The 23,485-nt window shown below is 63.8% G+C and carries 23 protein-coding genes; 8 read left to right on the top strand and 15 right to left on the bottom strand.

The features are described 5' to 3' along the window. Nucleotides 1–53 precede the first annotated feature (53 nt). A complete protein-coding gene (locus ACP15R_RS24720; protein WP_424988564.1) occupies nucleotides 54–1,379 on the top strand; it encodes a UDP-glucose dehydrogenase family protein in 1,326 nt (441 codons plus the stop codon). A 39-nt stretch (nucleotides 1,380–1,418) separates the two neighbouring features. On the opposite strand, the gene ACP15R_RS24715 is transcribed toward ACP15R_RS24720, so the two are convergent. Continuing rightward, nucleotides 1,419–2,597, bottom strand: coding sequence for a YcaO-like family protein (locus ACP15R_RS24715; RefSeq protein WP_424988563.1), 1,179 nt, complete (start codon nucleotides 2,595–2,597; stop codon nucleotides 1,419–1,421). A 54-nt stretch (nucleotides 2,598–2,651) separates the two neighbouring features. Between ACP15R_RS24715 and ACP15R_RS24710 the strand changes: the two genes are divergently transcribed. Beyond that, nucleotides 2,652–5,108 (top strand): adenylate/guanylate cyclase domain-containing protein, encoded by a 2,457-nt coding sequence (locus ACP15R_RS24710; RefSeq protein ID WP_424988562.1) that lies wholly within the window; start codon nucleotides 2,652–2,654, stop codon nucleotides 5,106–5,108. 21 nt (nucleotides 5,109–5,129) lie between these two features. Here ACP15R_RS24710 and ACP15R_RS24705 read toward each other — a convergent pair whose 3' ends face one another. The 4 genes from ACP15R_RS24705 to ACP15R_RS24690 all read right to left on the bottom strand — a co-directional run bounded on the left by ACP15R_RS24705 (nucleotide 5,130) and on the right by ACP15R_RS24690 (nucleotide 9,072). Then, the gene (locus ACP15R_RS24705) at nucleotides 5,130–5,705 is read right to left on the bottom strand and encodes a hypothetical protein (protein ID WP_424988561.1); all 576 of its coding nucleotides are present in this window, start codon (nucleotides 5,703–5,705) and stop codon (nucleotides 5,130–5,132) included. 13 nt (nucleotides 5,706–5,718) lie between these two features. Further along, complete coding sequence (locus tag ACP15R_RS24700) at nucleotides 5,719–7,302, bottom strand: hypothetical protein (protein ID WP_424988560.1); 1,584 nt, start codon at nucleotides 7,300–7,302, stop codon at nucleotides 5,719–5,721. A 143-nt stretch (nucleotides 7,303–7,445) separates the two neighbouring features. Beyond that, nucleotides 7,446–8,432, bottom strand: a complete 987-nt coding sequence (locus ACP15R_RS24695) for an aldose epimerase family protein (RefSeq protein ID WP_424988559.1) — start codon at nucleotides 8,430–8,432, stop codon at nucleotides 7,446–7,448. A 25-nt stretch (nucleotides 8,433–8,457) separates the two neighbouring features. Beyond that, complete coding sequence (locus tag ACP15R_RS24690; RefSeq protein ID WP_424988558.1) at nucleotides 8,458–9,072, bottom strand: response regulator transcription factor; 615 nt, start codon at nucleotides 9,070–9,072, stop codon at nucleotides 8,458–8,460. Nucleotides 9,073–9,370: 298 nt separating this feature from the next. On the opposite strand from ACP15R_RS24690, the gene ACP15R_RS24685 reads away from it, so the two are divergent. The 4 genes from ACP15R_RS24685 (at nucleotide 9,371) to ACP15R_RS24670 (ending at nucleotide 13,232) form a co-directional block, all read left to right on the top strand. Continuing rightward, nucleotides 9,371–9,889 carry a hypothetical protein gene (locus tag ACP15R_RS24685; protein WP_424988557.1) on the top strand — a complete coding sequence of 173 codons (519 nt, stop codon included), beginning with the start codon at nucleotides 9,371–9,373 and terminating at the stop codon, nucleotides 9,887–9,889. A gap of 42 nt (nucleotides 9,890–9,931) precedes the next feature. Further along, nucleotides 9,932–12,457 (top strand): ATP-binding protein, encoded by a 2,526-nt coding sequence (locus ACP15R_RS24680; protein WP_424988556.1) that lies wholly within the window; start codon nucleotides 9,932–9,934, stop codon nucleotides 12,455–12,457. A 72-nt stretch (nucleotides 12,458–12,529) separates the two neighbouring features. Further along, the gene (locus ACP15R_RS24675) at nucleotides 12,530–12,880 is read left to right on the top strand and encodes a Lin0512 family protein (RefSeq protein WP_424988555.1); all 351 of its coding nucleotides are present in this window, start codon (nucleotides 12,530–12,532) and stop codon (nucleotides 12,878–12,880) included. Further along, nucleotides 12,873–13,232 carry a Lin0512 family protein gene (locus ACP15R_RS24670; RefSeq protein WP_424988554.1) on the top strand — a complete coding sequence of 120 codons (360 nt, stop codon included), beginning with the start codon at nucleotides 12,873–12,875 and terminating at the stop codon, nucleotides 13,230–13,232. Before ACP15R_RS24675 ends, ACP15R_RS24670 begins: the two co-directional genes overlap by 8 nt. Before the next feature lie 38 nt (nucleotides 13,233–13,270). Here ACP15R_RS24670 and ACP15R_RS24665 read toward each other — a convergent pair whose 3' ends face one another. From ACP15R_RS24665 to clpS, 5 genes are all read right to left on the bottom strand, one after another. After that, nucleotides 13,271–14,176 carry a DnaJ C-terminal domain-containing protein gene (locus tag ACP15R_RS24665; protein WP_424988553.1) on the bottom strand — a complete coding sequence of 302 codons (906 nt, stop codon included), beginning with the start codon at nucleotides 14,174–14,176 and terminating at the stop codon, nucleotides 13,271–13,273. A 111-nt stretch (nucleotides 14,177–14,287) separates the two neighbouring features. Beyond that, nucleotides 14,288–15,181, bottom strand: a complete 894-nt coding sequence (gene hemF / locus ACP15R_RS24660; RefSeq protein WP_424988552.1) for an oxygen-dependent coproporphyrinogen oxidase — start codon at nucleotides 15,179–15,181, stop codon at nucleotides 14,288–14,290. Between the two features lie 66 nt (nucleotides 15,182–15,247). Beyond that, the gene (locus ACP15R_RS24655; protein WP_424988551.1) at nucleotides 15,248–16,048 is read right to left on the bottom strand and encodes an SDR family NAD(P)-dependent oxidoreductase; all 801 of its coding nucleotides are present in this window, start codon (nucleotides 16,046–16,048) and stop codon (nucleotides 15,248–15,250) included. A gap of 32 nt (nucleotides 16,049–16,080) precedes the next feature. Continuing rightward, a complete protein-coding gene (locus ACP15R_RS24650; protein ID WP_424988550.1) occupies nucleotides 16,081–17,088 on the bottom strand; it encodes a class I SAM-dependent methyltransferase in 1,008 nt (335 codons plus the stop codon). A 9-nt stretch (nucleotides 17,089–17,097) separates the two neighbouring features. After that, nucleotides 17,098–17,439, bottom strand: coding sequence for an ATP-dependent Clp protease adapter ClpS (gene clpS / locus ACP15R_RS24645; protein ID WP_424988549.1), 342 nt, complete (start codon nucleotides 17,437–17,439; stop codon nucleotides 17,098–17,100). 82 nt (nucleotides 17,440–17,521) lie between these two features. Between clpS and ACP15R_RS24640 the strand changes: the two genes are divergently transcribed. Both ACP15R_RS24640 and ACP15R_RS24635 read left to right on the top strand, forming a co-directional pair. Further along, entirely contained in the window at nucleotides 17,522–18,238 is a 717-nt protein-coding gene (locus tag ACP15R_RS24640) for an HAD family hydrolase (protein WP_424988548.1), read from the top strand. A gap of 270 nt (nucleotides 18,239–18,508) precedes the next feature. After that, nucleotides 18,509–19,915 carry a D-alanyl-D-alanine carboxypeptidase family protein gene (locus ACP15R_RS24635; protein WP_424988547.1) on the top strand — a complete coding sequence of 469 codons (1,407 nt, stop codon included), beginning with the start codon at nucleotides 18,509–18,511 and terminating at the stop codon, nucleotides 19,913–19,915. Nucleotides 19,916–20,014: 99 nt separating this feature from the next. On the opposite strand, the gene ACP15R_RS24630 is transcribed toward ACP15R_RS24635, so the two are convergent. The 5 genes from ACP15R_RS24630 to ACP15R_RS24610 form a co-directional block, all read right to left on the bottom strand. Then, nucleotides 20,015–20,722: a lipoate--protein ligase family protein gene (locus ACP15R_RS24630; protein ID WP_424988546.1), complete on the bottom strand. Its 708-nt coding sequence runs from the start codon at nucleotides 20,720–20,722 to the stop codon at nucleotides 20,015–20,017. After that, nucleotides 20,661–21,059: a 2-oxo acid dehydrogenase subunit E2 gene (locus ACP15R_RS24625; RefSeq protein ID WP_424988545.1), complete on the bottom strand. Its 399-nt coding sequence runs from the start codon at nucleotides 21,057–21,059 to the stop codon at nucleotides 20,661–20,663. The genes ACP15R_RS24630 and ACP15R_RS24625 overlap by 62 nt, the downstream gene beginning before the upstream one ends. Further along, nucleotides 21,056–21,289 (bottom strand): biotin/lipoyl-containing protein, encoded by a 234-nt coding sequence (locus ACP15R_RS24620; RefSeq protein WP_424987924.1) that lies wholly within the window; start codon nucleotides 21,287–21,289, stop codon nucleotides 21,056–21,058. Before ACP15R_RS24620 ends, ACP15R_RS24625 begins: the two co-directional genes overlap by 4 nt. A 76-nt stretch (nucleotides 21,290–21,365) precedes the next feature. Further along, nucleotides 21,366–22,385: an alpha-ketoacid dehydrogenase subunit beta gene (locus ACP15R_RS24615; RefSeq protein WP_424987925.1), complete on the bottom strand. Its 1,020-nt coding sequence runs from the start codon at nucleotides 22,383–22,385 to the stop codon at nucleotides 21,366–21,368. Nucleotides 22,386–22,405: 20 nt separating this feature from the next. Next, entirely contained in the window at nucleotides 22,406–23,395 is a 990-nt protein-coding gene (locus tag ACP15R_RS24610) for a thiamine pyrophosphate-dependent dehydrogenase E1 component subunit alpha (RefSeq protein WP_424987926.1), read from the bottom strand. Nucleotides 23,396–23,485: the final 90 nt, after the last annotated feature.

The following is a 23,485-nucleotide window of genomic DNA, read 5'->3' as shown; positions in this document are numbered from 1 at the left end:
AGCCGTGGCGAGAGTGTCCATGACCCGCACGATATCTGAATAAGGCGAGCGTCATGAAAATTGCGATGGTAGGAACCGGGTATGTCGGGCTGGTGTCCGGCGTCTGCCTGTCCGATTTCGGCCACGAGGTCGTTTGCGTCGACAAGGATCCGGCAAAGGTTGCGATGCTGCGACAGGGCAAAGTTCCGATCTACGAACCGGGGCTGGCCGATCTGATGGCCAAGAATGTCGCGGCAGAGCGGCTGTCTTTCACCGATGATCTTGCCGGTGCAATCGATGGCGCGGCGGCGGTTTTCATCGCGGTTGGCACCCCGACCCGGCGCGGCGACGGTCATGCGGACCTGCGCTATGTCATGGATGCGGCGCGTGAAATTGCCGGCGCGTTGACGGGTTATACCGTTGTGGTGACTAAATCGACCGTGCCGGTGGGCACCAACCGGCAGGTCAAGCAGGTGATCGCCAAGGCTAACCCGGATGCCGAATTCGACGTGGCGTCGAACCCGGAATTCCTGCGCGAGGGGGCGGCGATCGACGATTTCATGCGCCCGGACCGGGTCGTTGTCGGGGTTCAGCATGACCGGGCCGCCGAGGTGATGGCCGAGGTCTACCGGCCGTTATACCTGCGCGATTTTCCGATCCTGACCACCGATCTGGAAAGTGCCGAGATGATCAAATACGCGGCCAATGCGTTCTTGGCGACCAAGATCACCTTTATCAACGAGATCGCGTCGCTTTGCGAACGAACCGGCGCGGATATCAAGCATGTCAGCCAGGGCATGGGGCTTGACGGGCGCATCGGCGCCAAGTTCCTGCATGCGGGCCCCGGTTTTGGGGGATCTTGTTTTCCCAAGGATACCAAGGCTTTGGCCCGGATCGGTCAGGAACACGGGTTGCCCATGCAGATCACGGAAACGGTGATCAAGGTGAATGATGAGCTGCGCCGGCGCATGGTCGGCAAGATCGTTGATATGCTGGACGGTTCGGTTGCGGGCAAGACCATCGCGGTGCTGGGCGTGACCTTCAAGCCGAATACCGACGACATGCGCGAGGCCCCGGCGCTGACCGTGGTGCCCGCCCTGATCGGGGCCGGGGCCAAGGTGCGCGTCGTGGATCCGCAGGGGCGGCGCGAAGGCGAGGACCTGTTGCCGGGGGTGCACTGGATCGACGATGCCTACAAGGCGTCGCGCAATGCCGACGCGGTGGTGATCCTGACGGAATGGAACGAATTCCGGGCGCTCGACCTGAAGCGGATTGCCAGACACATGAGCTTTCCGGCCATGGCCGACCTGCGCAATATCTACTCTGCACAGGATGCCAAACGCGCTGGTTTTCTGCGCTATGTCTCGGTCGGGCGCGGCGACTTCGAGGCGGGCGGTTAGGGCACGTTGCCCTAGAGCGGCCCACCCAGACCTGACCCCTCAGACCAGCAGCGGCAGCACGCGCGGGGGGGCGGGTTGTCCGAGCCGTTCAAACCCGGCGAGGCGCGGCTTGTCCGACCACAATCCGGGTATGATCGCGCGCACCACATGGGCATCGAAACCCGGGCGCGTCAGGTCGACAAAGGCGCAGGTCTTGCCCCGCGCCGCGAGCCGCGCGACGAGCCCGTCGAAATGATCGATGCGCTCCTGTCCGTTGCCCTCGGGCAGGGGCGCAACCGGCAGGGTGTCGCGCCGCACCTCGCGGTCCCAGATCGCGCGCAGGGGATCGCCCTGCTGCGCACGCTGTTCAAGGCCGATCTCGGTCTGAAACATCTCGACCACCGCAGAGCACCCGGCGCGATGCAGGGCAAAATCGCAGCCAAATCCAAGCGCAACGCTGCTGCCATCCGGCAGGAAGGAACAGCCGGCAATGACCGGCACGCCGAATTCCGTGGTCAGGTCGAGCATCAGGGTCTGGCGTTTCCGATCCCCGAGATAGCGCAGAACCGGGTCCGGCAGATCCAGCGCGGCAATCCCGATGGCAGGACGGCGCAGGCGGCGGTACCACCATTGTCCGACCGCATCCCGTTCAACCAGTTCGAGCAAGGCCCGTGTACGCGCGGCTTGCAGGGTGGCGGCGGCGGCACAGCCAGCGGTGGTTGCGATTGCCACGGCCTCTGGATCGCCCGGCTCCCGACGCCCGACCAGCACGTGATCGGCGGGAATGAAACAGGGCCCGCCCAAAGCATATGCCCCGGGCACCCAGGCTATCGGGCGTGACGTATCGTAGGGCGCGGGCAGCCAATCTATCGCGCCAAGGGGCGAGGCGTTCCAGGCTTCGCGCTCGGCCATCTGCTGTGCCGAGAACCCGCCAAGTTCCTTGGGGCCGAGCGCCGATGCGCCCAGTTCATCCTGTGATGCGGTGATCAGGGGTTCGTCGCCCCATGCACAGGCACAGGCCAATTCGACGGCCTCGCCCAGGGCGCTCGCCCTGCATTGTGCCGGGCTGAGCCCGCGACCGGCGGCGGCGCGGCCATGCTCCGGACGCGCCGCGCTCGGGAAATCGGGCCAGCTTTCATAGGCCCGCCGGTTGGGCAGGCAAAAAGCATAATGGCACGGATCGCCGTCCCGCGTGACGGGTATGATATCAAACTGGTCGATCATTTCACGGTAGTTCAAGCGCCCTGTCCGTGCTAGGTGTTATGGCATTAGCGGGTGGGATAAGTAGTTTAGATGATTGGCGCCCTGGACAAGCGCGATTCAAGACCTGTGCGAATTGCGCCGACGCGGCGGACCATCCTGTTCGCCGACCTGGTCTCTTATAGCCATCATGTTGCCCGTGACGAAGCCGAAACGCTGCGCTTTATGCAGGCCTGTTTCGTGCTGTTCGGAGAGAGCAGCCGCCGTCACGACGGGCGCGTCGTCAAGACCACCGGTGACGGTATTCTGGCCTTGTTCGGCGGCGCGCAGGACGCGGTGGATTTCGCGATCGAGGTCCAGTCGCACGTTGACACCCTGTCCGGCGACCATGCGTTTCGCATCGGCATCAATACCGGCCTGGTGGAACTGACCAATGGCGATGTGTTCGGCCATGCGGTGAATGTGGCGGCGCGCCTGGAACCGCTGGCACGTCCCGGCGGGATCTGCGCCTCGCGCGAGGTGGTCATGGACCTGTCGGACGCGACGCGGCTTAAATTCGATTCCCTCGGTCCGCAGCGGCTCTATAACCTGCCGGGCACCTACGAACCGTTCCAGTTCGACGGCGGTTCGGATGCGCCGGGACGCGGGGGCGGGCGCGATGTTCTGCATCTGTCGGTGGTTGGCGGGCTTGAACTGCACGCCCGTGGTGCCAGCCACCCGTTGCCGGCAAGCCGCGATGCCAAGTTGCTGTTGGCCTATCTAGCCATGGCCCCAAGCCATTCCGAGGCGGTCGGGCGGCTGAGCGCGCTGTTGCGCCCCGATGCGTCACCCGCCAAGGCACGCGAGGCAACGCAGCGGGCGCTGGCCACGCTGGGCGAGGCAATCGGGGGGAACCTGGTTCTCAATGACGAGGTTGTCTCGCTCAAACCCGGACATGTGCAGACCGATGTCGGTCGCATTGTCCGCAATGCCGCGCGGGGCCGGCTGGACGAGCTGCTGCTGGTCGAGGGCGATTGGGTGCCGCGTATCCTGGCCAGTTTCGGCGAGGTCAATTCGGCGGTGACTTCGTGGTTGGCGCTGGTGCGCAGCGACGTGCGCGAGCAGCTGGTCTTTGTTCTCGAGACCGAGCTGAACCGTATCGAGGATGATGCCGACGCCGCCATCAGGGGGATCGCACAGGCCATCCTGAACATCGAACCCTGCCACGAAGGCGCGGCGCGCCGGCTGATGGGATTCCTGAGCGCCACCGGCAATGTTGCCGCCGCCATCCGGGTCTATGACCGGCTGGCGCAGAATCTATCGGTGCGCTACGGGCTTTCGCCACGGCCGGAAACCCTTGCGGCGACGCGCGGCGAGCCACGATCTGCGCCCAACCTGCGCAACCCGCTGGCACCGCTGCGCATCCAGGTCCGTGAGTTCGAAGCGCAGGGCGAGGACATGCACGCGAGGCTGGCCGCGTTCCGATCCGAAATCATCTCGGGGCTGTCGCGTTTTCGCAGCTGGTCGGTGGTCGAGGGCGATCAGGGCGAAGTGTCCGAAACCAATTCGGACTATGTACTCAAGGCCCATCAACCGGCCGGGCGGGCCTGTGCAACCCTGTCGCTCTGCGCGGCGGAATCCGGGCGTATCGTTTGGAGCGAGGACCTGGATATCGGTGCGGAGCAAATGTCGAGATCGCGGTTGCAGGCGGTCAGCCGCATCGCGGCGATGTTCGAAATGTATGTTCCCACCGACCGGGCGGGCAAGGCGGGCACGCGGGCGCACCATGCCATTGTCGACGATTGGCTCAAGGGCGAGCGGCTGCTGACCAAATGGACCAAGCAGGCGTTTGAACAGGGCATCGACCGGTTCCGGGACATCATCGAGCGGGCCCCGGAATTCGCGCCCGCCCATGCGAGCCTTGCCAGCGCACTGAACGTGTTGCACGTGGTGCGGCCCGGGTTGGTGCGTGATGCGTCAATGGCGCGACGGGCGCTGGATGCCAGCAATATCGCGGTTGAGCTTGACCCGCTGGACGCGCGCAACCGGTTGGCGCTGGCGTGGTCCGCCGCGCTGCGGGGCAATTTCGACCGTGCGGCGCTTAACATGGACATGGCCGAGCGCCTGAACCCGCACAGCCCGCGCACCCTGGCGTCCTGTGCCATGGGGTTCAGCTTTCTGGGTGAACACAAGCGCGCCGCGCGGGTGCTCGAGCATTGCCTGGCCTGCGCCCCGGTGCTGCTGGATTACCAGTGGTGTTATGCGGCGTCGGTGCGTTTCATGGGGGGTGACGATCTGGGCGCGTTGCAGGCCGCGGCGCGGGCCGATGACCGGATCATCGACAACCCCGGTTGGACCGCCGCCGCGTTGGCGCGGCTGGGGCGGCGCGACCAAGCGCAGCGCGCGTTCAACAAGCTGGTGCGCGATGTCAGCGCGGTGTGGGATGGCAATGCGCCGCCCACCCGCACCGATGTGCGCGACTGGTTCGTCAACGCCTACCCGATCTGGCACGCGTCGGAGCGGTCCGCCCTTGCCGATGCGCTCAGCGAGGCGATGCAGGGCAAGGGCTGAACCGCGTCAGAGGCCCGCCGATTAGAGACAGCGCCGGAAGGTCAGCGAGGACAGCAGGTAGGGCACATCTTCTTCGGTGGACAAATCCTCGATGTCCTGGGTCATGTCCTGCAAATACTGATCCTGGAACGTCGCGAAATCGCTGGGTATCGTCACGTTCATCTTCTTGTCGTTCGTTTGTCCGGGCTTGCTGTCCGGCTGGACACGGAGTTTGAATTTCTTTGGCGATCCGACCTTTTGGATCGGGGTGCCGACAACCGCGGTTTTGACCTCTGAAACAAAGAGCTTCACAGTACGTGTGCCAAAGGCGCGCAGGGCCTCATCTTCGTCGTCCAGCGCATCTTCGTTGAAACCTTCCACGATGGCAAAGCTGTTGGCCAAGTTGCCGTCATATTGCAACCAGATCGAGTAGTCTCCATTCAGGCAATCGGCAATCGTATCGCGGACGATCGCTTCTTCGTCGGTGTCGGAATCGCTGAAATGAACCAGCATTCGGTCGCCCAGGTAAACCTGCCCATCCTGACGTTTCTGAGCGCTGGTCCAATCCCCGAATTTCGGCCCCTCTGCGTCGTTCTTCGTGGTCAATAGCGATGGCATAATGCTCTCCTTTTCAAGTCACGGGTTTCCAATGGGTCCGCACGTGATCGTGCAGGGCTTTCAGATCGAACCTGCCGTGCAAAGAGGCAATGTCCGGTTTGAAATCTCGGCGCAGAATGCCTTCCGGATCGTTCCAGATGGCGCGGTATATGGTTTCCATGGTGATGCGGCTGGCCAGCGGGCCGAAATGCTGACCCGAGGCGTGAATGTCGGCCTCGCGAAGGAAATAGAACCAGAGCGGCGTGTCGCTGCGCAGCGCCGCCGCGGACTCCGAGGCCAGGAATGCGGCCAGTTCGGGTGAGCGTGTCTGGGCCAGACGCGGCGTAGGCAACCTGCGGGGCAGGGGAGCGGCCCCCGCCGTTCTGAGCCGCGCATGGGCAAAGGCCGACAGCGATTGACCACTGGGCAGGTGCAGGTGATTGCCGCGCAGCAACGTATGTTCCGCCAGGTTGATCGTGCCGGTACCCGTGCCCTGCGGGGGTGGCGCGGATGCAAGACAATCGCCGATCGTGTCGGGCAGGGCAAACAGGGTGTGGGCGAGGTTTTCGTCGATGCTGGCGGACAGGCCGGGCGCATGATCACCCGGCAGAAGCAGCGCCCAATCAACGGTCCAGTCATCGGGTAACCGTTTCCCGTCACCGGTTTCGACCAGACGGCTGGACGCGCTGTGATGGGTGAACCGCAACAGGTCCCGCAGGCTCGCGCCGCTGCCGCCCTGTCGCCAATGGGGATAGCGATAGCGTACCATCGCATGACCAAGGCGAAAGCTGGCGGCGGCAAACTCGATGGGCACCAGCCCCGCGCCCTCGCCAAGCAGCGGCCATTCCCCCGAGGCCATCACGTCGCGATAGACCACAGGGTCGATCACGCGGGGCAGATAATCATGCAACACGATCCATTGCAGATGCCGTCGGGCCGTCAGCGCGGCGTCGGGTTGGCCGGTGCTTTGCGCGGCGCAGACCTGGTAGAACTTGGTGACGAGCACCACGAGCTGCGACAGGGTGAGGTTCTGATCGTTGCGCGTGTCGGCCAGCCTGGGGTCGCCATCCGCCCCGCGCGGCAGATCGTCGGGCCGCCCCGCATTCGTCCGTCCGAGGGTGAACTCGCCGGGACAGCCGGATGTGGTTTGCGGCGCCGGGCCGTTGCCATGTGACACCGACCCAAAGTCAAGCGTTGCCGGGCGGAACCGCGACGGGCACCCGTTTGCATGGGCCTTGTCCCATGTCAGATCATGGGCGATCAGCTGGCCCAGATAGGTATAGGCCGCCGGGATCCCCATGGCGTCAAACCGGTACTTGCCCCAACGTGCGGGCGCATCCGCCATTCGCGCCGCCAGTTCAGACAACAGGGCATCGTCATGCAGGGGCTGCGCGGTTTCGGGGTGCAAACGATCATAGGGGGTAAACCGGAAATCTGGCGGTGTGGTTTCGCCCTTTGGATGAAACGCGATTTCGCTTCCGTCGATGGTGGCGGTGAACTGCTCTCTTTCACCATTTCGCGAAATGCCGTCAAACCGTTCGTAAATGCCCGGTGTTCCAAATCGCTTGGCTTCAACAACCCGTATTCCGTTGTTCTTCAGTATTTTGCCAATCCCCAATTGAAAATTTCAGGAGGCCGCAGCGAAAAACCGTCAAAAATGCAAATTTGTTGATTGAGTTTATCACAGGTTGTGCCGATTTGATACGGGCGGCGCAATTTCGTGGCGACAGGGCGAATTGGCGCGTCTTGCCGCGGCGCGGATCAGCTTGTGGCGCGCAGGAATTGAAAACGCGCACTCTGGGTGATCTGCTGACCCGGCTCGATCCGCGCCGGGGGAAAATCCGGCCGGTTCGGCGCGTCTGGCCAAAGCTGCGGCTCTAGCGCGATCCCGGCATTCGGCCCATGGGGCATACCCTCGTGGCCGGGCCAGTTGCCCGAGGTGGTCTGACCGGCGGCATAGACCTGCAAACCGGGTTCCGTCGTGTCCAGCGTCAATCGATGACCTGAGGCGGCAATCTCGGCGGCGCGGCGCAAGGGCCCCCGCCGGTCGGCCAGGCAGAAATTGTGATCGAGCTCTGGATGCGGCGGGCGCGGTCGGCGATAGTCGAAGCGGGTGTCGTGAACCGGCCTTGGCGACCCCCGCGGAATCTGGTGGGCGTCCAGCGGCAGGTAGCTGTCCGCTGTCACGACAAGGGTGTGACCGGCCAGGTCCGGGCTGCCGTCAAGGTTCCAATATCCGTGAAAGGCGGGGTTAAAGAGCGCGAGCGCCCGTGCCTGACCGGTTATGTCGATGGTCAGGATTCGATCCGCTCCAAGCCCATAGCGCGCAGCCACCCGAAGATCGCCGGGAAATCCGCCAAGCCCGCCCGTCTGGGTCGTGGTCAATATGCAATGGGCGGGGCCGTGCTCGGCCAGTTCCCAGTTGCGGGCGTGAAATCCGGTTGCGCCACCATGCAGGGTGTTGCGGTTGTTTTCGTTCCGCTCCAGCCGATGGGTCACACCGTCCAGTTTGAATTGCCCGCCGGCGATGCGGTTGGCCACCGGTCCCACGATGGCACCGAAATGATGCATGTCGGCGAAATAGGCGGGCAGGGCCGGGCTGCCCAACACCAGCGAATGCGCCAGCCCGTCGCAGCGCAGCGATTGCAGTGTCGCGCCATAGGTCAACACCTGCGCGGTCAGCCCGCCGGCGCTGAGGGTGATCTGTCTGACCTCGGCACCGTCGGGGCTGTGTCCAAGGGTCAGCATGTGGAGCGGATGTGCCGGGCGCCGCTCAGCACAGCCCGGCTTCGCGTGCGATCAGGGCGGCGCGGGTGCGGTTGTCGGCACCGATCTTGCGATACAGGTTTTTCATGTGCAGCTTGACCGTCGGTTCCTGGATATCCAGGCTGCGGGCGATTTCCTTGTTGGTCTTGCCCTCGGTCAATCCCTTGAGCATCTGCATCTCGCGCCGCGACAGCTTGTCGGCCAGCGGATTGTCGGAGGGAAACTTCGAAGCAGTCATGAAGTCGACCGGGGCATATTGCTCGCCGCTGGCCATGAAGCGCACCGCGTTCACCATGGACTTCGCGGGCATGGATTTCGGGATGAACCCCGCCGCGCCGACCCCGAGCGCCTGTTCCGCGATGTCACGGGTCGCCTCGCCCGAGATCAGGGCGACACGCTGGCCACCGGCCAGGTTCATGGTGCGCGTCAGACCGGCCAATCCGTTCATGCCGGGCATGTTGAAATCCAGCATGACCAGGTCATAGGGCTCGTCCTTTTCGATGCGGGCACAGGCTTCGTCCACCGAACCGGCGGTGCTGGTGTAAATGCCGCCAGCGTTCTCGAGGAACAGAACCAGCGCATCGCGCATCAGTTCATGGTCATCCGCTATCAGAACCCGCATTGGGCAAACTCCTTGGGTATGCGATTTGGCTAGTTGGGAAAGCTGTCATCATTAAGGCAAATTTGTTGCAAATTCTTCCATTTAGGTCGTGATGGCGCTTCACCCTACGTCAACCTTGGAAATACCCGGCGAGACGCCAAGTGATGACCGGCTACACAACCTAAGGGATATATTAACTCTTGGCATTAATCTAATAGAGGAAATACACATACCAAGGGGTAGAGTCCTATCCTCATGCCTTGCTGCGAAATCTGCGACGATCTGACACAATAACGGTCAGTTCGACGGGAGATGCTTCATGATCCATCAGTTTTGGAAAGCTATGGCGGCCTTTCTGATGGCTGTAGCCGTCGCGGTTCCGGCGGCATCCGCGAATGGCTTTGATGCGCCCGGCGGTCCGGTTCTGCTGACGGTTTCCGGGAAAATCGCTGTCACCAATGTCGGCGACACGGCACAGTTCGACATGGCGATGCTCGAGGCGCTCGACAGCAGGACCATCGAGACCACGACGATCTGGACCGATGGGGTCCAACGGTTCCGGGGCGCGTCCTTGCTGGCCTTGACCACGCTTCTGGGGATCGAGGACGGCGTTTTGCGGGCGGCGGCGGTCAATGACTATTCCGTCGAGATCCCGGTGTCTGATGCCGTCGAAGATGGTCCGATCATCGCCTATGAGTTGAACGGCGCACCCATGTCCCTGCGCAACAAGGGCCCGTTGTGGATTGTTTATCCGTTTGATGGGAACGGCGCCTACAGATCGGAACAAATCTACACGCGCAGCATCTGGCAACTCGACAGAATCGAGGTGGTACGCTAGAGCGGGATCCGACGCACGGGTTTGATCGAACGGAACATTTTTTTGTCCACCACCACTCACGGACGCTTCAGGGCCGGCCTGATCCTCGCGATCATGGCCGGCCTTGTTGTCCTGAGCATCATCGTGACGATGTCGATCCGGGTGGCCAGGGATCTGCGGCTGCTTGAATCCGCAAGCTCGGACAACATGCAGTGGACGGTCACGCAGGGCGAGGTCGAATTTCTCGGGATGCTCGTGGAGGTTGAACTTGCACGGCTGAGCCAAGAATCCGACCTGAGCGAGCTGCGGCGTCGCTTTGACATTTTCTATAGCCGGATGGCAACCATCGGCGAGGCGCCCGCGCCCTCGGAACTGCGCGACAATGACAGCTATCGCGAGGCCTATCACGAGGCGCAGGCATTCTTGCAGCGGACGGTTCCGTTGATCGACGGTCCTGACGAGGCCCTGCGGGCAGCGTTGCCTGTGATCACCCGCGACGCCCAGCACGTGCGGCTTGCGATGCGGCAGATGGCAAGCACGGGTCTGTCGCAATTCTCGGAAATCGCCGAACACCGCCGTCGGAACGTGTCGGTCACGCTGTTTCAGCTGGCCATTGTCGCCATCGGCCTGATCGTCGCGCTGGCGCTGGCGGTGGCGCGGTTGATCCGGCTGAACAAACAGATTGCCCTGCGCCAGGCGGCGGTTGTTCAGACCGCGAGCCGTCTCAATACGATCATCGCCACCTCGCTGGATGGGGTGATCGTCTGTGACGCGGGCGGGCATATCCTTGAGTTCAACAAGGCCGCAGAAGCCATTTTCGACCGAACCCTTGCCGAGGTCATCGGCGAGAACCTGTTGGAGATGACCTGTCCGCCCGAGCTGCGCCGAGGGTTTCTTGAACGGCTGAGACGGTATCGCAACGGCGACAATCCCCGCTTTGTGCGGCGCGGACGAATGGAGCTGGTGGGGTTGCGGCGCAATGGCGACCGGTTCCCCGCCGAAGTCGCAGTGCAGGTCGCGCACACCGATGACGGGCATATCTTCATAATCTTCCTGCGGGATATTTCGGCGCAGGTCCGGGTCGAATCCGAACTGGTCGAGGCCCGCGATCAGGCCCTGGCCGGAGAACGGATCAAGACAGAGTTTCTCGCCACCATGAGCCACGAGATCCGCACGCCGCTGAATGGTCTGTTGGGCAATCTGTCGCTGTTGCGGGGCACCGATCTGGCGGGGCGTCAGGCCCGAATCCTCGACCACATGGAAACCTCGGGCAAGCTGCTGCTGCGCCACGTTTCGGACGTGCTCGACATCACGCGCTATGACACCGGGAACCTGCGCATCGAACATGTGCCGACCAATCTGGACCGGCTGGTCCGGGATCTGATCGACAGCCAATCCGCGACTGCTGCGGCTCAGGGGACCAGGCTGGACTGGCGCTGGATCGGCACGCCGATGCCCTGGGTGGCCTCTGATCCCGACCGGTTGTTGCACATTCTTCAGAACCTGATCGCCAACGCGGTCAAGTTCACCCATGGCGGGCAGGTGTCGATCACCGCCGAGGCAAAGCCCGGCAAGGGTGACACGCAGGATATCGAGTTCCACGTGCGTGATACCGGGATCGGGATTGCGTCGGATCTGCGCGCGACGGTGTTTGACGACTTTGTCACCGGTGACACGGCCTATGATCGCGAATTCGGCGGAACGGGGCTGGGGCTGAGTATTGCGCGGCGGTTTGCAACCGCGATGGGCGGAGACATCGGGCTGGACGATTCCGACGGACCCGGCGCGTCCTTCTGGGTGCGGATCCCGGTCGAGCCCTGTCAACCCGATCCGCAACTGGCGGTGTCGACACCCGCTCGCACGTCGCGGCACACGGGCAGCGGGCTGAATATACTGGTTGTCGAGGACAATGAAATCAACCGCGTGGTGGTGTGCGAGATGCTTGAATCCGCCGGGCATGAGGCCACCGTGGCCCATGATGGCAAGGCAGGAGTCAGATTGGCGGCGCAAACCCGTTTCGACCTGATTCTGATGGATATCAGCATGCCGGTGATGGATGGCCGCGCGGCAACGCGGGCAATCCGGTCCGGCAGCGGAGCCTCGGTCGACACACCGATTGTCGCGATCACTGCCAACGCCCTGGCCGAGGAACAGGCCGCGTTTCTTGATGACGGGATGAACGGTGTCCTGACCAAACCCCTGTCACAACAGGCGCTGGCCGAGATCACCGGTACTATTGCGAGTGACCGGGGCCTTGCGCCGGTGCCTTTTGTCGATGTGGACCACCGGCAACAGACCCTCGCCACCTTTGGTGCCGAGGGCTATGACGCGCTGGCCGGGAAATTTGGCGACGAGGTCGAGGCGCTGATCCGCGACCTTTCGCAATCCGCCGAGGCAGGTGATGTCGAGCTGGCACGCCGCTGTCACCAGGTTGCAGGCAGCGCGGCGGTATTCGGTGCAACGGCGTTGCAGGAGGTTCTGTGCGCGCTGCAATCCGCGCTCGGCTCGGGCGATGGCCCGGCGGTCGCGGCGGGGCGGCGCGCGTTGTCACGAACCTGGCAAGACACCGCGCCCACCCTGCGACCCTGAGCGCGGCGTGTTGGGGTTGCACGCGGCATCGGGGGTTGCAACAAGACATCTGTCAATCGAGAGGAGAGCGCGATGAAGCGGATGCTGACGGAATTCGGGATGGGGGCATCGCTGCGGCGCGGTGATTACACCGAGGCGGCACGGCGGGCGGTCAAGGATGCCCTGTGGCACAATTCCATCAACATGGCCGAACTGTTCGGCTTTCCCAAGGATGCGATGCAAATCACCGTCGAGATCGGCGTCCAGAAACCTGATCAGGTCGACGCCGACGCAATCCTCGCGGTGTTTCCCTATGGCCAGCCTTCGGTCTCGGTTTGCGAGGGCGGCCTTGATATCGCGCGTCCCGAGGGCGATGGCCACCCAACGGTGATCGCCAATGCGGCCATCTCGGTGAGCTTTGACATGGAGCGGGCAGATGTCTGAACAACGGATCATCATTGAAATGGGCATGGGCAACGATCAATACGGGATGGACTATACCAAGGCCGCGTCCCGCGCGATCGAAGACGCGATCCGCCACTCGTCCCTGTCGATCTTTGCATCGCTGGACCTCAGCACCGATATCATGCGGGTTCAGGTGACCATCGGCGTTCAGGAGCCCGACAAGGTCGATATCGCAAGCCTGGTTTCGAAACTGCCACGCGGTCACGCCGAGGTGCGCGCGGTCAAGGGCGGCCTGAATGTCGAAAACCCGGCCGGGAACACCGTGGTCATCGCATCCGCGGCGGTCGAGGCCTTTCTGCCGCCCCAGACCGGTTGGACACTCAGAGAGTAACGCGAAACGCGCCGCCGCCCGTCACTGTGCCGGGCCGGTCACGCCTTCATCCCCTTGCGTGGATCATGCGGGTGCGAGGCGCGCCTGTGCTCCATGAACCGCGCCAGCTCGTCATCGATGTCCGGCGGCATCACCACGGCGAGTTCGACCCGCTGGTCGCCGGGTGTTCCCTTGGCCGGTTTCACCCCGCGCCCGCGCAGGCGCAACACCCGGCCGCTGCTGGCGCCACTGGGAATGCTGAGATTCACCGAACCCTCGATCGTCGGCGTCGCCACCTTGGCCCCCAGAACCGCCTCTTCCATGGTGATCGGCAGCGTCAGAACGATGTCATTGCCATCCCGGCGAAAGAACGGATGCGGGCGCACGCTCAGCGTCACCAACGCGTCGCCGGCGGGCCCACCGGCAATCCCCGGGCTGCCCTTGCCCCGCAGGCGAATGGTCTGGCCATCATGGGTGCCGCGCGCAATCGCCACCTCCAGGTCCTGACCGCCCGGCAGGGTTATCCGTGTCTTGCCGCCATTGACCGCCGTCAGGAAGTCCACATCCAGCGTGTAACGCGCATCCTGCCCCTTGCTGTTGAACCCGCCAAACCCGCCGCCCGCGGTGCCCCGTGCGCGCATGAACTCGGAAAAGATGTCGGACGCGTCGGCAAAGTCTCCGCGCTGATGGGTGCCGCCGCCACCGCCTGCGAAATCGCCATACTGCCGGCGTTGCTGCTCCTGCCCGCTGGCGTCGATCTCGCCCCGGTCAAACCGCGCACGCGTGTCCGGATCCTTCAACAGGTCATAGGCCGCCGATGCCGCCTTGAACCGGGCCTCCGACGCGGCGTCATCCGGGTTCAGATCCGGGTGATGATCGCGCGCTATCCTGCGATAGGCCCTCTTGATCTCATCTATCGTGGCCGACCTGGACAGGCCAAGTGCGGCATAGGGGTCTGTGCTCATCGCTCCACGTTCACGTTGACTCCGCGCAAGGTCGGCGGAAAATTGCCAGTCTCTTGCTGGATATCAAGGTTCAACCGCCCCGGATTTCAACCCTGTCGGCGCAAACATGGCTCAGACCCACTTGGCCATCGGCGGCAGGCTCATCAACACCGCGTTGGCATCATGGCCGGTCTCAAGCCCGAACCGGGTGCCTCGGTCATAGACCAGGTTATACTCCGCATAGAGCCCCCGGTGGATCAACTGGACCTCCTTGTCGGCCTCGCTCCAGACGGTCCCGCGACGGCGCTCGATCAGCGGCAGAAAGGCAGGCAGAAACGCCCGCCCTATATCCTGCGTCAGCGCAAAATCCGCGGCCCAGTCCCCGGTGCAATAATCATCCATGAATATCCCGCCAACTCCGCGCGCCCGCCCCCGGTGCGGCACGTGGAAATAGCTGTCGGCCCAGTCCTTGAGACGCGGATAATGCGCCAGCCCGTGCGGATCGAGATGCGCCTTCTGGGTGGCATGAAAATGCGCCGTGTCGTCGTCATACTCGATACAGGGGTTCAAATCCGATCCGCCGCCAAACCACCACCCGTGCGGGGTCCAGAACATGCGGGTGTTCATATGCACCGCCGGCGCGTGCGGGTTCTGCATATGGGCCACAAGCGAAATGCCCGACGCCCAGAACCGCGGATCCTCGGCCATGCCGGGCAGCCCCTTGCGCGCCGCCATTGCCGCCTGCGCACGCTCTCCCAACGCGCCGTAAACCGTGGATATGTTCACGCCGACCTTCTCGAAGACCCGCCCACCGCGCATCACGCTCATCAGCCCGCCACCGGCATCCGAACCGTCCTGCGATGCCCGCGTGGTTTCGGTAAACTCGAACCGGCCCGCGTCGCAATCCGACAATGGCCCCGCGACATGGCTGTCTTCCAACGCCTCAAAGGCCGCCACGATCCGGTCACGCAATTCGCGAAACCACGCTGCCGCCGTCGCCTTCTGCTCCGCCATGTGGTCACTCATCGAACGTCCTGCCTTTTTCCTGCTGAAAATATCCCGGGGAGCGCGAGGGGCTGGCCCCTCGCTTGGTCAATGGGCGGGGGCCGCCACCGGGTCAAGCAACGTGCGCCCGCCATCCACCGTGATGACCTGCCCGGTCATGAACCCGGACGCGTCAGAGGCCAGGAACTGGGCCGCATCTGCCACCTCGCCGGGGGCGGCAACCCGCGCGAGCGGGGTGTGGGTCTCGATGTCCTGGCGATAATCTCGATGCTCCTTCAGGATCGACTTCAGCGAGGCGCTCATCACCGACCCAAAGGCCACCGCGTTCACCCGGATCCGGTTCGGCGCCAGCGCCACCGCCATCGACCGTGTCATCTGGTCAAGTGCCGCGGAACTCACCGAATAGGCCAGCAGGTCCGGATGGGTGCGGCGCGCCGCGATCGAGCTCAGGTTGATGATCGACCCGGCCTGCTTTTCGCTCTCGGGATCGGCCTGCTTGATCATCCGCCGCGCGACCATCTGGGTCAGGCGAAAGGCGGGCATCAGGTTCTGGTTGAGCAGCGCAATGACCGATTCATCATCGGGATCCAGCGGATTGGACGGCACGACCTGCCGCGAACCGTTGACCAGGATGTCGATCTCGTCAAACGCGTCCAGCGTCGCCGACACCAGGTTGGCAACTGTCAGACGTTCGCGCAGATCCCCGGCAAAGTACCGGATATTGCTGTCATCGACCTGTTCGCCCAACTCGGTCTTGAGCCGTTTCTCATCCATGTCGGCGAACATGACATTTGCGCCTTTCTCGGCGAACTGCCGCCCGATGGCGAGCCCGATGCCGTTGGCCGCTCCGGTGACAATGGCGGTTTTGCCGGCGATGGAAAAGGACATTGGATCTCTCCTCGTGCAGGGGAAGGCACGGCTCAGCGCCGCGTACGTGTCGGCAGGGATTTGGCCGGGGCCTTGGGGCGCGTGGCGTGGAAGATCTTGAACCGGTTGTCGCCGCCGGCCTCCTGGACCTGGGCAAAACACCCCTCCAGCGTGCGCTCATAGGGCAGGTGCCGGTTGGCGACCATCCACAGGTGGCCGGAAGGAGCCAGCAACCGCGCCGCGGCGGCAACAAAGGCCCGGCCCAGCGACGGGTCCGCCGCGCGGCCGGTGTGAAAGGGCGGGTTCATGACAATCGTGTCGGCCCGTTGATCGGCGGTCCAACCCGTGGCATCCGCCCAGTGAAACCGGGCCCTGGCATCGCTCAGATTGCGCCGCGCGCAGTCCAGCGCATTGGCATCGGCCTCGACCAGGTCGATCCGTTGTACCCCGGTATTCTCCAGGACGCGCGACGCCAGATAGCCCCAACCGGCCCCCAGGTCGATCACATGCTTGCCAAGGGTTTGCGGCAAAACCTGTGCGAGCAGTTCCGAGGCCGGGTCGATCCCGTCCGCCGAAAACACCCCCGGCGCCGTTTCGTACCCGTCGACAACCCGCGTTTGCGCCGCCCAGTCCGCAAAGGCCGCAGGTGTGGCCGGGAACCAGAACAGCTTGCCATGCGATTTCGAGATCGGCCCGGAAATCTCGACCCGCTTGCGGCAGTCCCTGAGAATGCTGTCGACGCCATCGGTCTTGGAGCCATCGACGACAACCACCCCCGTGCTGCGCGCCGAGGCGGTGGCGATCAACGCGCGGGCAAGGGCCTTGGCGCGCGGCAGGATGACCAGGGCCGCGCTGCACGTGCCGTTGCCATTCGGCACACAGGAATAGCCAAGCGCCTGGAAATGATCGAAATCCGGCTTGAACGGCTGAACCACCTCTACCCGTTCCAGCGGCAGCGCGGACAGGTCCGATGAGGCAACCGGATGCAGCACCGACAGCGTACCGGTCTCGGGCAGAACCAGTCCGCCAGTTTCAATCGCCAGAGGCAGCCGGGCGGACATGGGTGCGGCCTAGTCTTCCTTTTCCATCGTGCATTGCAAAGGATGCTGATGGCGGCGGGCGAAATCCATGACCTGGCCCACCTTGGTTTCCGCGATCTCGTGGCTGAACACGCCAACCACGGCGACACCTTTCTTGTGAACCGTCAGCATGATTTCGAATGCCTGGGCATGAGTCAGACCAAAGAACCGTTCCAGCACGTGAACGACAAATTCCATCGGGGTATAGTCGTCATTCAGCAACAGAACCTTGTACAGCGGCGGGCGCTTGGTCTTGGGGCGCGTCTCGAGCAGGACCGACGTGTCAGAGTCGTTGTCCGTCTTGTCCGACATGGTTACGGGCACTGTTGTCATTGCAATAGGGGGTCCGGTTTTCGCGATTTTCTCTCAAACTTCATGGCTTATATAACCTTCCTGCGGGATTCGGAAAGAGCCAGTGACAAACCTAGTTTACAGCAAAACACTGACAACTGTCGCTTTTGATGCGGATGATACGCTTTGGCACAATGAACGCTTCTTTCAGGACACCCAGGCGCAGTTCTCGGATCTGCTCGCCGACCATGCGGATCCCGAGCACCTGGCAGCGCGGTTATTGGCGGCGGAAAAGCGCAATATCGGTCAATATGGCTATGGTATCAAAGGTTTCGTTCTGTCGATGATCGAAACCGCGATCGAAGTCACCGACCAGCGCGTACCGGCGCGCGTCATTGCGCAGTTGATTGAGGCGGGCCGTGACATGCTGGCACATCCGATCGAATTCCTGCCCCATGCGCGGGAAACGGTGCAGGCGGTTGCCGCGACGCACCGGGTGCTGCTCATCACCAAGGGCGATCTGCTCGATCAGGAACGCAAGCTGGCCCAGTCGGGGCTGGGTGATCTGTTCGACGGCGTCGAAATCGTCTCGGAAAAGACCGCCGCGAGCTATGCCGCGATCTTTGCGCGCCACGGCGAAGGGGCAGAGCGCGGGCTCATGGTGGGCAATTCCATGCGCTCGGACGTGGTGCCGATGATCGCCGCCGGCGGGTGGGGTGTTTACGTGCCCCATGGCGTTGCCTGGGAGATCGAACATGCCGAGCCGCCGGTCGATGCCCCGCGCTATCGCGCGCTCGACGATCTCGGGGGACTCGCCTGGCTGCTGGCCCGGATCGGTTAAGGGAATTGTAACCCTTCGGTGAATCGCTTTTTTAGTTGCACCGCGTCAGCAGACCACTACATCTTGCGCATTCTGGATGCATTTCACCGGGTAACAGCTTGCAACCAATGGGTTTATTTTAACCGACTCCTGTGCTAGGCTCACCGCAATAATCAAAGTGTCAGCCGGAAAACCGGCGGCCCGAGGCAGACAGAGGCAATGATCGTGCAGGTTCGGCGTATACGTCCGGCCCAGAGGGGCCATTCTATTTTACTCGCATTCTGGTTGTCGGTGCTGGTGCCTATTGGCGCGATGGCCGCGCCCTATGCGGCACATGTCATCGATGCCCGAAGCGGCAAGGTATTGCATTCGCGAAATGCCGATACCCGGCTGCACCCGGCCTCGCTGACCAAGATGATGACGCTCTATATCGCCTTCGAAGCGGTCCGGAACGGCGAGATCACGCTTGATACCAAGGTGCGGATATCCAAGCACGCGGCATCCGAGCCGCCGTCCAAGCTGGGCATGCGCCCGGGCCAGCGAATCGCCCTGCGCTACCTCATCCGCGCCGCCGCGGTGAAATCGGCAAATGACGCGGCGACGGCGATTGGCGAAGCGATCAGCGGCAGCGAAGCGGCCTTTGCCCGGCGGATGAACCGCACCGCCAAGGCGATGGGCATGTCGCGCACCACCTTCAAGAACGCCCATGGCCTGACCGAGAGCGGACACCTGTCGACCGCGCGCGACATGACAATCCTGGGGCGGCACGTGATCTATGACTATCCGCAATATTATAACCTGTTCTCGCGCCAGACCGCGGATGCGGGCATCAAAAAGGTGAACCACACCAACCGCCGGATGCTGCAAACCTACCGGGGCGCGGACGGCATCAAGACGGGTTATACCCGCGCGGCCGGGTTCAACCTCGTCGCCTCAGCCCAGCGGGGCAATGAACGGATCATCGCGACGGTTTTTGGTGGCAAATCCACCGCGTCGCGCAATGCGCGGGTGGCCGAACTGCTGGACATGGGGTTCCGGCGGGCACCGACGCGGGTGGCGTTGCACAAACCCGCGCGCCCGGCCTATGCGGGAAACGTATCATCGGGCGGCGGAACAGCAGCCAAGACCGTTAGGGTCGTCGCCTCGGTGCAGCAGAGCCTGAGACCCCGCCTGCGGCCCGGCCCCTCGACAGAGGTGGCCGAGACCGTCGTGACCGCCGCCGTCGCCGATGGAGACAAGGTGCAGGCCAGTGTCGAAGCCGCCATTGCCGCCGCCGCGCAAAGCGTCGCAAGCGCCGAACCGGAGCCAGAGGTCAAGGTCTCCGAAGCCAGCCTGACCTCGGCCAGCCTGTCGGTGCCCCGGCCCGAGGCCCGCCCCGCCGAACTCACCGTTGCGCTGGCCGAACCAAGCGCGCCGGCCACGCCCGAAGAACCCGAGATCGTGACCCGGTTGTCAACGTCCGGCGGCCAGCATTGGGGCATCAATGTCGGGCGCTATGGCAGCCGATACCAGGCGGAAAAAGTGTTGCTGCGCACGGCGTTGGCGGAAATGGCCACGCTTGACGGCTCGCTGCGCAAGGTGAACCAGACCTCCTCCGGGTTTGACGCGAATTTCGTGGGCTTGACCCGCGAAACCGCCGATCTGGCCTGTCGCAGGCTCAAGGCGCGCAATGTCACCTGTTTCATGATCGGCCCGTAACCCGTCCCGGCAGCGCGTATGGGCGTCAAACGCGGCGGTGATTGTCATCGCCCCGCTCGCATGACCATATCCCTCCGCGTTTCGGACAGGTCCTGAAGCTCAGGCCGCAGGACCCTTTGCGGCTGCCTGTTCGGCAAGGCCGGCAATCCGGTCGTTGGCCGCGCGCATCACCGCGTCCTGAAATGCTCCGGGCGGCGTACCGTCCGGCAACAGGTCGTCCAGCGAGACATGCATTTCCGGGCGCGGTGGCGTGATGCCTCCGGCCTGGGTTTCGACCCGTTCAAGAACGGGCCAAACCGAGGCCGGCGGGTGCGTCGCGATGATCGCGGCATGGATCAGCGCCAGCGACCGGCCCTGGCCCGCGGGCCGCCAGCGTTGCGCGGTTCCCGCGAGCTTGAGCCCCCGGGCGGTCACGTTCCAGTCGCCGTCACAAAATGCCGCATCGATGGAGCCGGTATCGCTGGCGATCCCAAAACCCGTCAACGCCTCGGAAATTGCGCCACAGATCAACCGGTAGCCATCCTGGATGGTTGCCCCTTTGGGCATGGGCGCGATCATGGCGAGGTTGAGTGTGCCCGGCCCCTGCGGCACCGCCCCGCCACCGCTGGAGCGCAATACAAGCGGCCAGCCGGCGCGCGCCGCTGCCAGGCTGAGCCCGGCGAAACCCGCGCTTCGGGACCGGGTCCGCGGGATTGCGATAGCGCGTTCTTTGGCGCTCCAGAGGAGCGTTGCAGGGCTCCCCTTTTCAAGAAGGGTGGTTTCCCGTGTGATGCCTTGGCTGGCGGATTTGGTTGTTTGTGTTTTCATTCTGGAGAGCTTTCCATTTCTTCGCCGGAGCGACCAGGAGGTTTCCGGGTAGTGCGATTGCGACGGACAGGTCGATTTGATCTGTCAGTGTTATGTCGCGGCCTTCGACCCGGCCATTGGCGTCCGGGTGTTTTTTCAGCGCCCGCACCACCGCCAGCATCAGCAGGTCTTCGACCGAGACCTTGACCCCGTCATCCGCCAGCCGCGCCTTGTGCGCCAGCAGGGCCGAGGCATCGGCGCTGGCGTGATGGGTGAGCTGCGCCGCCGTTGCCAGGCTCTTGACCATGGCGTCGGCGATCATGCCGCGCATGCCCTTGAGGGGCACCACCCTGGTCATTCCACCGCCCCGATGACCGCGCCCTTGGCGACGACGGCATCGGCCTCTTCGGTGATCTTCAGCGTGCCCGAGGCGGGGGCGAGGATCTCGTATTGCACCTTGGCGGTCATGATCTCGGCGATCAGCGCGCCCTCCTGGACGCTGGCGCCGTCATCGGCAAGCCATGCGGTGATAACACATTCTTCATCTTCTTCCCATAGATCCGAGGGGATGACGATATCGGTGGCCATTTGACATTCCTTTTCTGTTCGGGGGACGCCAGGGGCGGCCCCGTTGCTTGCTTTGCCGGTGTGAGTGGCGGGAGGTTCAGGCGGCTTTCATCGCGTCCCAGGCGGCGACGATCTTGTCGGGATCGGGCAGGCAGAACTGCTCCATCACCCGCGCAAAGGGGATCGGCACATCGGGGAAGGCCACCCGTTTGGGCGCGGCCTTGAGGACCGAGATGTCATGCTCGGTGACGGATGCGATGATCTCGCCCGAGACACCGTAGGACATGTAATCCTCGTCCACCACGATCAGCCGCCCGGTTTTGGCCACCGATGCGCGGATGGTCTCGCGGTCCAGCGGCACCAGGCTGACCAGGTCCACGACCTCGGCGCTGACGCCCTGGGCCTCCAGCGTCCTGGCCGCCTTGAGGGCATTGTGAACCCCCATGCCCAGGCTGACGATGGTCACGTCCTTGCCCTCGCGCACGACCTTGGCCTTGCCGATCTCGACGGTATAGCTCTCTTCGGGAACATGCACGGTGGCCCCGGCCTCGGTGCCCAGCCAGCCCATGCCCTGCAGCCCCTTGTGATACATGTAGACCACCGGGCTGTCGTCGCGCATCGCCGCGGTCATCAGGCCCTTGGCGTCATAGGCGTTGGACGGCGCGACCACCTTCATGCCGGGCAGGTGCGCAAAGGTGCCATAGACACATTGCGAATGCTGTCCCGCATCCGAATAGCCGCCCCCCGTCGAGGTCATCAGCACCATCGGCACCTTGAACTTGCCGCCGGAAAAATAGGTGTTCTTGGCCATCAGGTTATAGATCGCGTCAAAACACACGCCAAAGAAATCCACGAACATCAGCTCGACAACCGGGCGCATCCCGTCCTGCGCCGCACCCACGGCGGCGCCGATGAACGCGGTTTCCGAGATCGGCGTGTCGCGGATGCGCTCGGCGCCGAACTCTTCGATCAGCCCCCGCGTGTTGCCGTAAACCCCGCCCAGCGGGCCGATATCCTCGCCCATGACAAACACGTCCGGGTCGATGCGCATCTCCTGGGCCACGGCCTCGGCCATGGCGCGCGCGATGGTCAGTTTTCTTTCATTCGACTTGGTCATTGTGGTTTCCTCCCAGACAGTTACGCGGCAAAGACACGGGTGAGCGCATCCTCGGGCGCGGGGTCGGCGCTGTTGCGGGCAAAGGCGATGGCCGCCTCGACCCGCGCCGCCGCTGCCGCCTCGATCCCGTCGAGCTCGTCGGCGCTGGCGGCACCATCCGCGAGCATCCGCGCCCGCATCGCCGGGATCGGGTCCTTTTCAAACAGCGCGTCCTTTTCCCCCTCGGGCCGATAGCCCTCGGCGTCGCCCATGAAATGCCCGGCCAGCCGGTAGGTCTCGACCTCCAGCAGCGTTGGCCCTTCGCCGGCGCGGGCACGGGCAATCGCCTCGCCCGCCGCCTGGTGGATCGCGTAGGGATCATTGCCCTCGATCCGCCTGCCGGGGATGCCATAGGCCGCCGCGCGCTCCGCGTTGTTGGCCACCGCGCTCGAGGTCTCCTTGGCCACCGAGATGCCCCAGGCGTTGTCCTCGATGACGCAGACAAAGGGCAGGTTCCACACCGCGGCCAGGTTCATCGCCTCGTGCCAGCCGCCCTGGTTCACCGCGCCCTCGCCGACAAAGGCCACGGCGACGCCGGGCAGGCCCCGCATCTTGCGCGACAATGCCGCCCCCACGGCGGGGCCCATGCCCTGGGCGATGATCCCCGAACAGGCAAAGTTCACGTCGGCGTCAAAGATATGCATATGGCCGCCGCGCCCGCCGGACAGGCCGGTGGCCTTGCCAAAGATCTCGGCCGCCATCCGGTCAAGGTCGACGCCCTTGGCGATGGCCTGGTGATGCGGGCGGTGGGTGGCCGTGACCACGTCCTCGGGAGTCAGGTGCGCGCAGACCCCCACCGCCACCGGCTCCTGCCCGTCAGACAGGTGCATCTCGCCGGGGATCGGGCCGTTCGCCATGTTGAAAACCGGTGTCTTTCCCTCAAAGTAAATCCTGGCAATGGCCTCTTCGAACCGCCGGCTCGTGACCATGTTGCGATACATCCAATGCTGCTCATCCCGCGTCGGTGACATGCAATCTCCTCCCTGCTGCAATGCAATCTCATCCACCCAACGATGCCCCCCACAAACAGACCCACACAACGCACCATCCAAAGCCAAAAC

The sequence above is a fragment of the Microbulbifer sp. S227A genome, assembly GCF_049800935.1.
The sequence above is the reverse complement of the archived record's forward strand: the minus strand, read 5'-3'. Positions and strand labels throughout refer to the sequence as shown.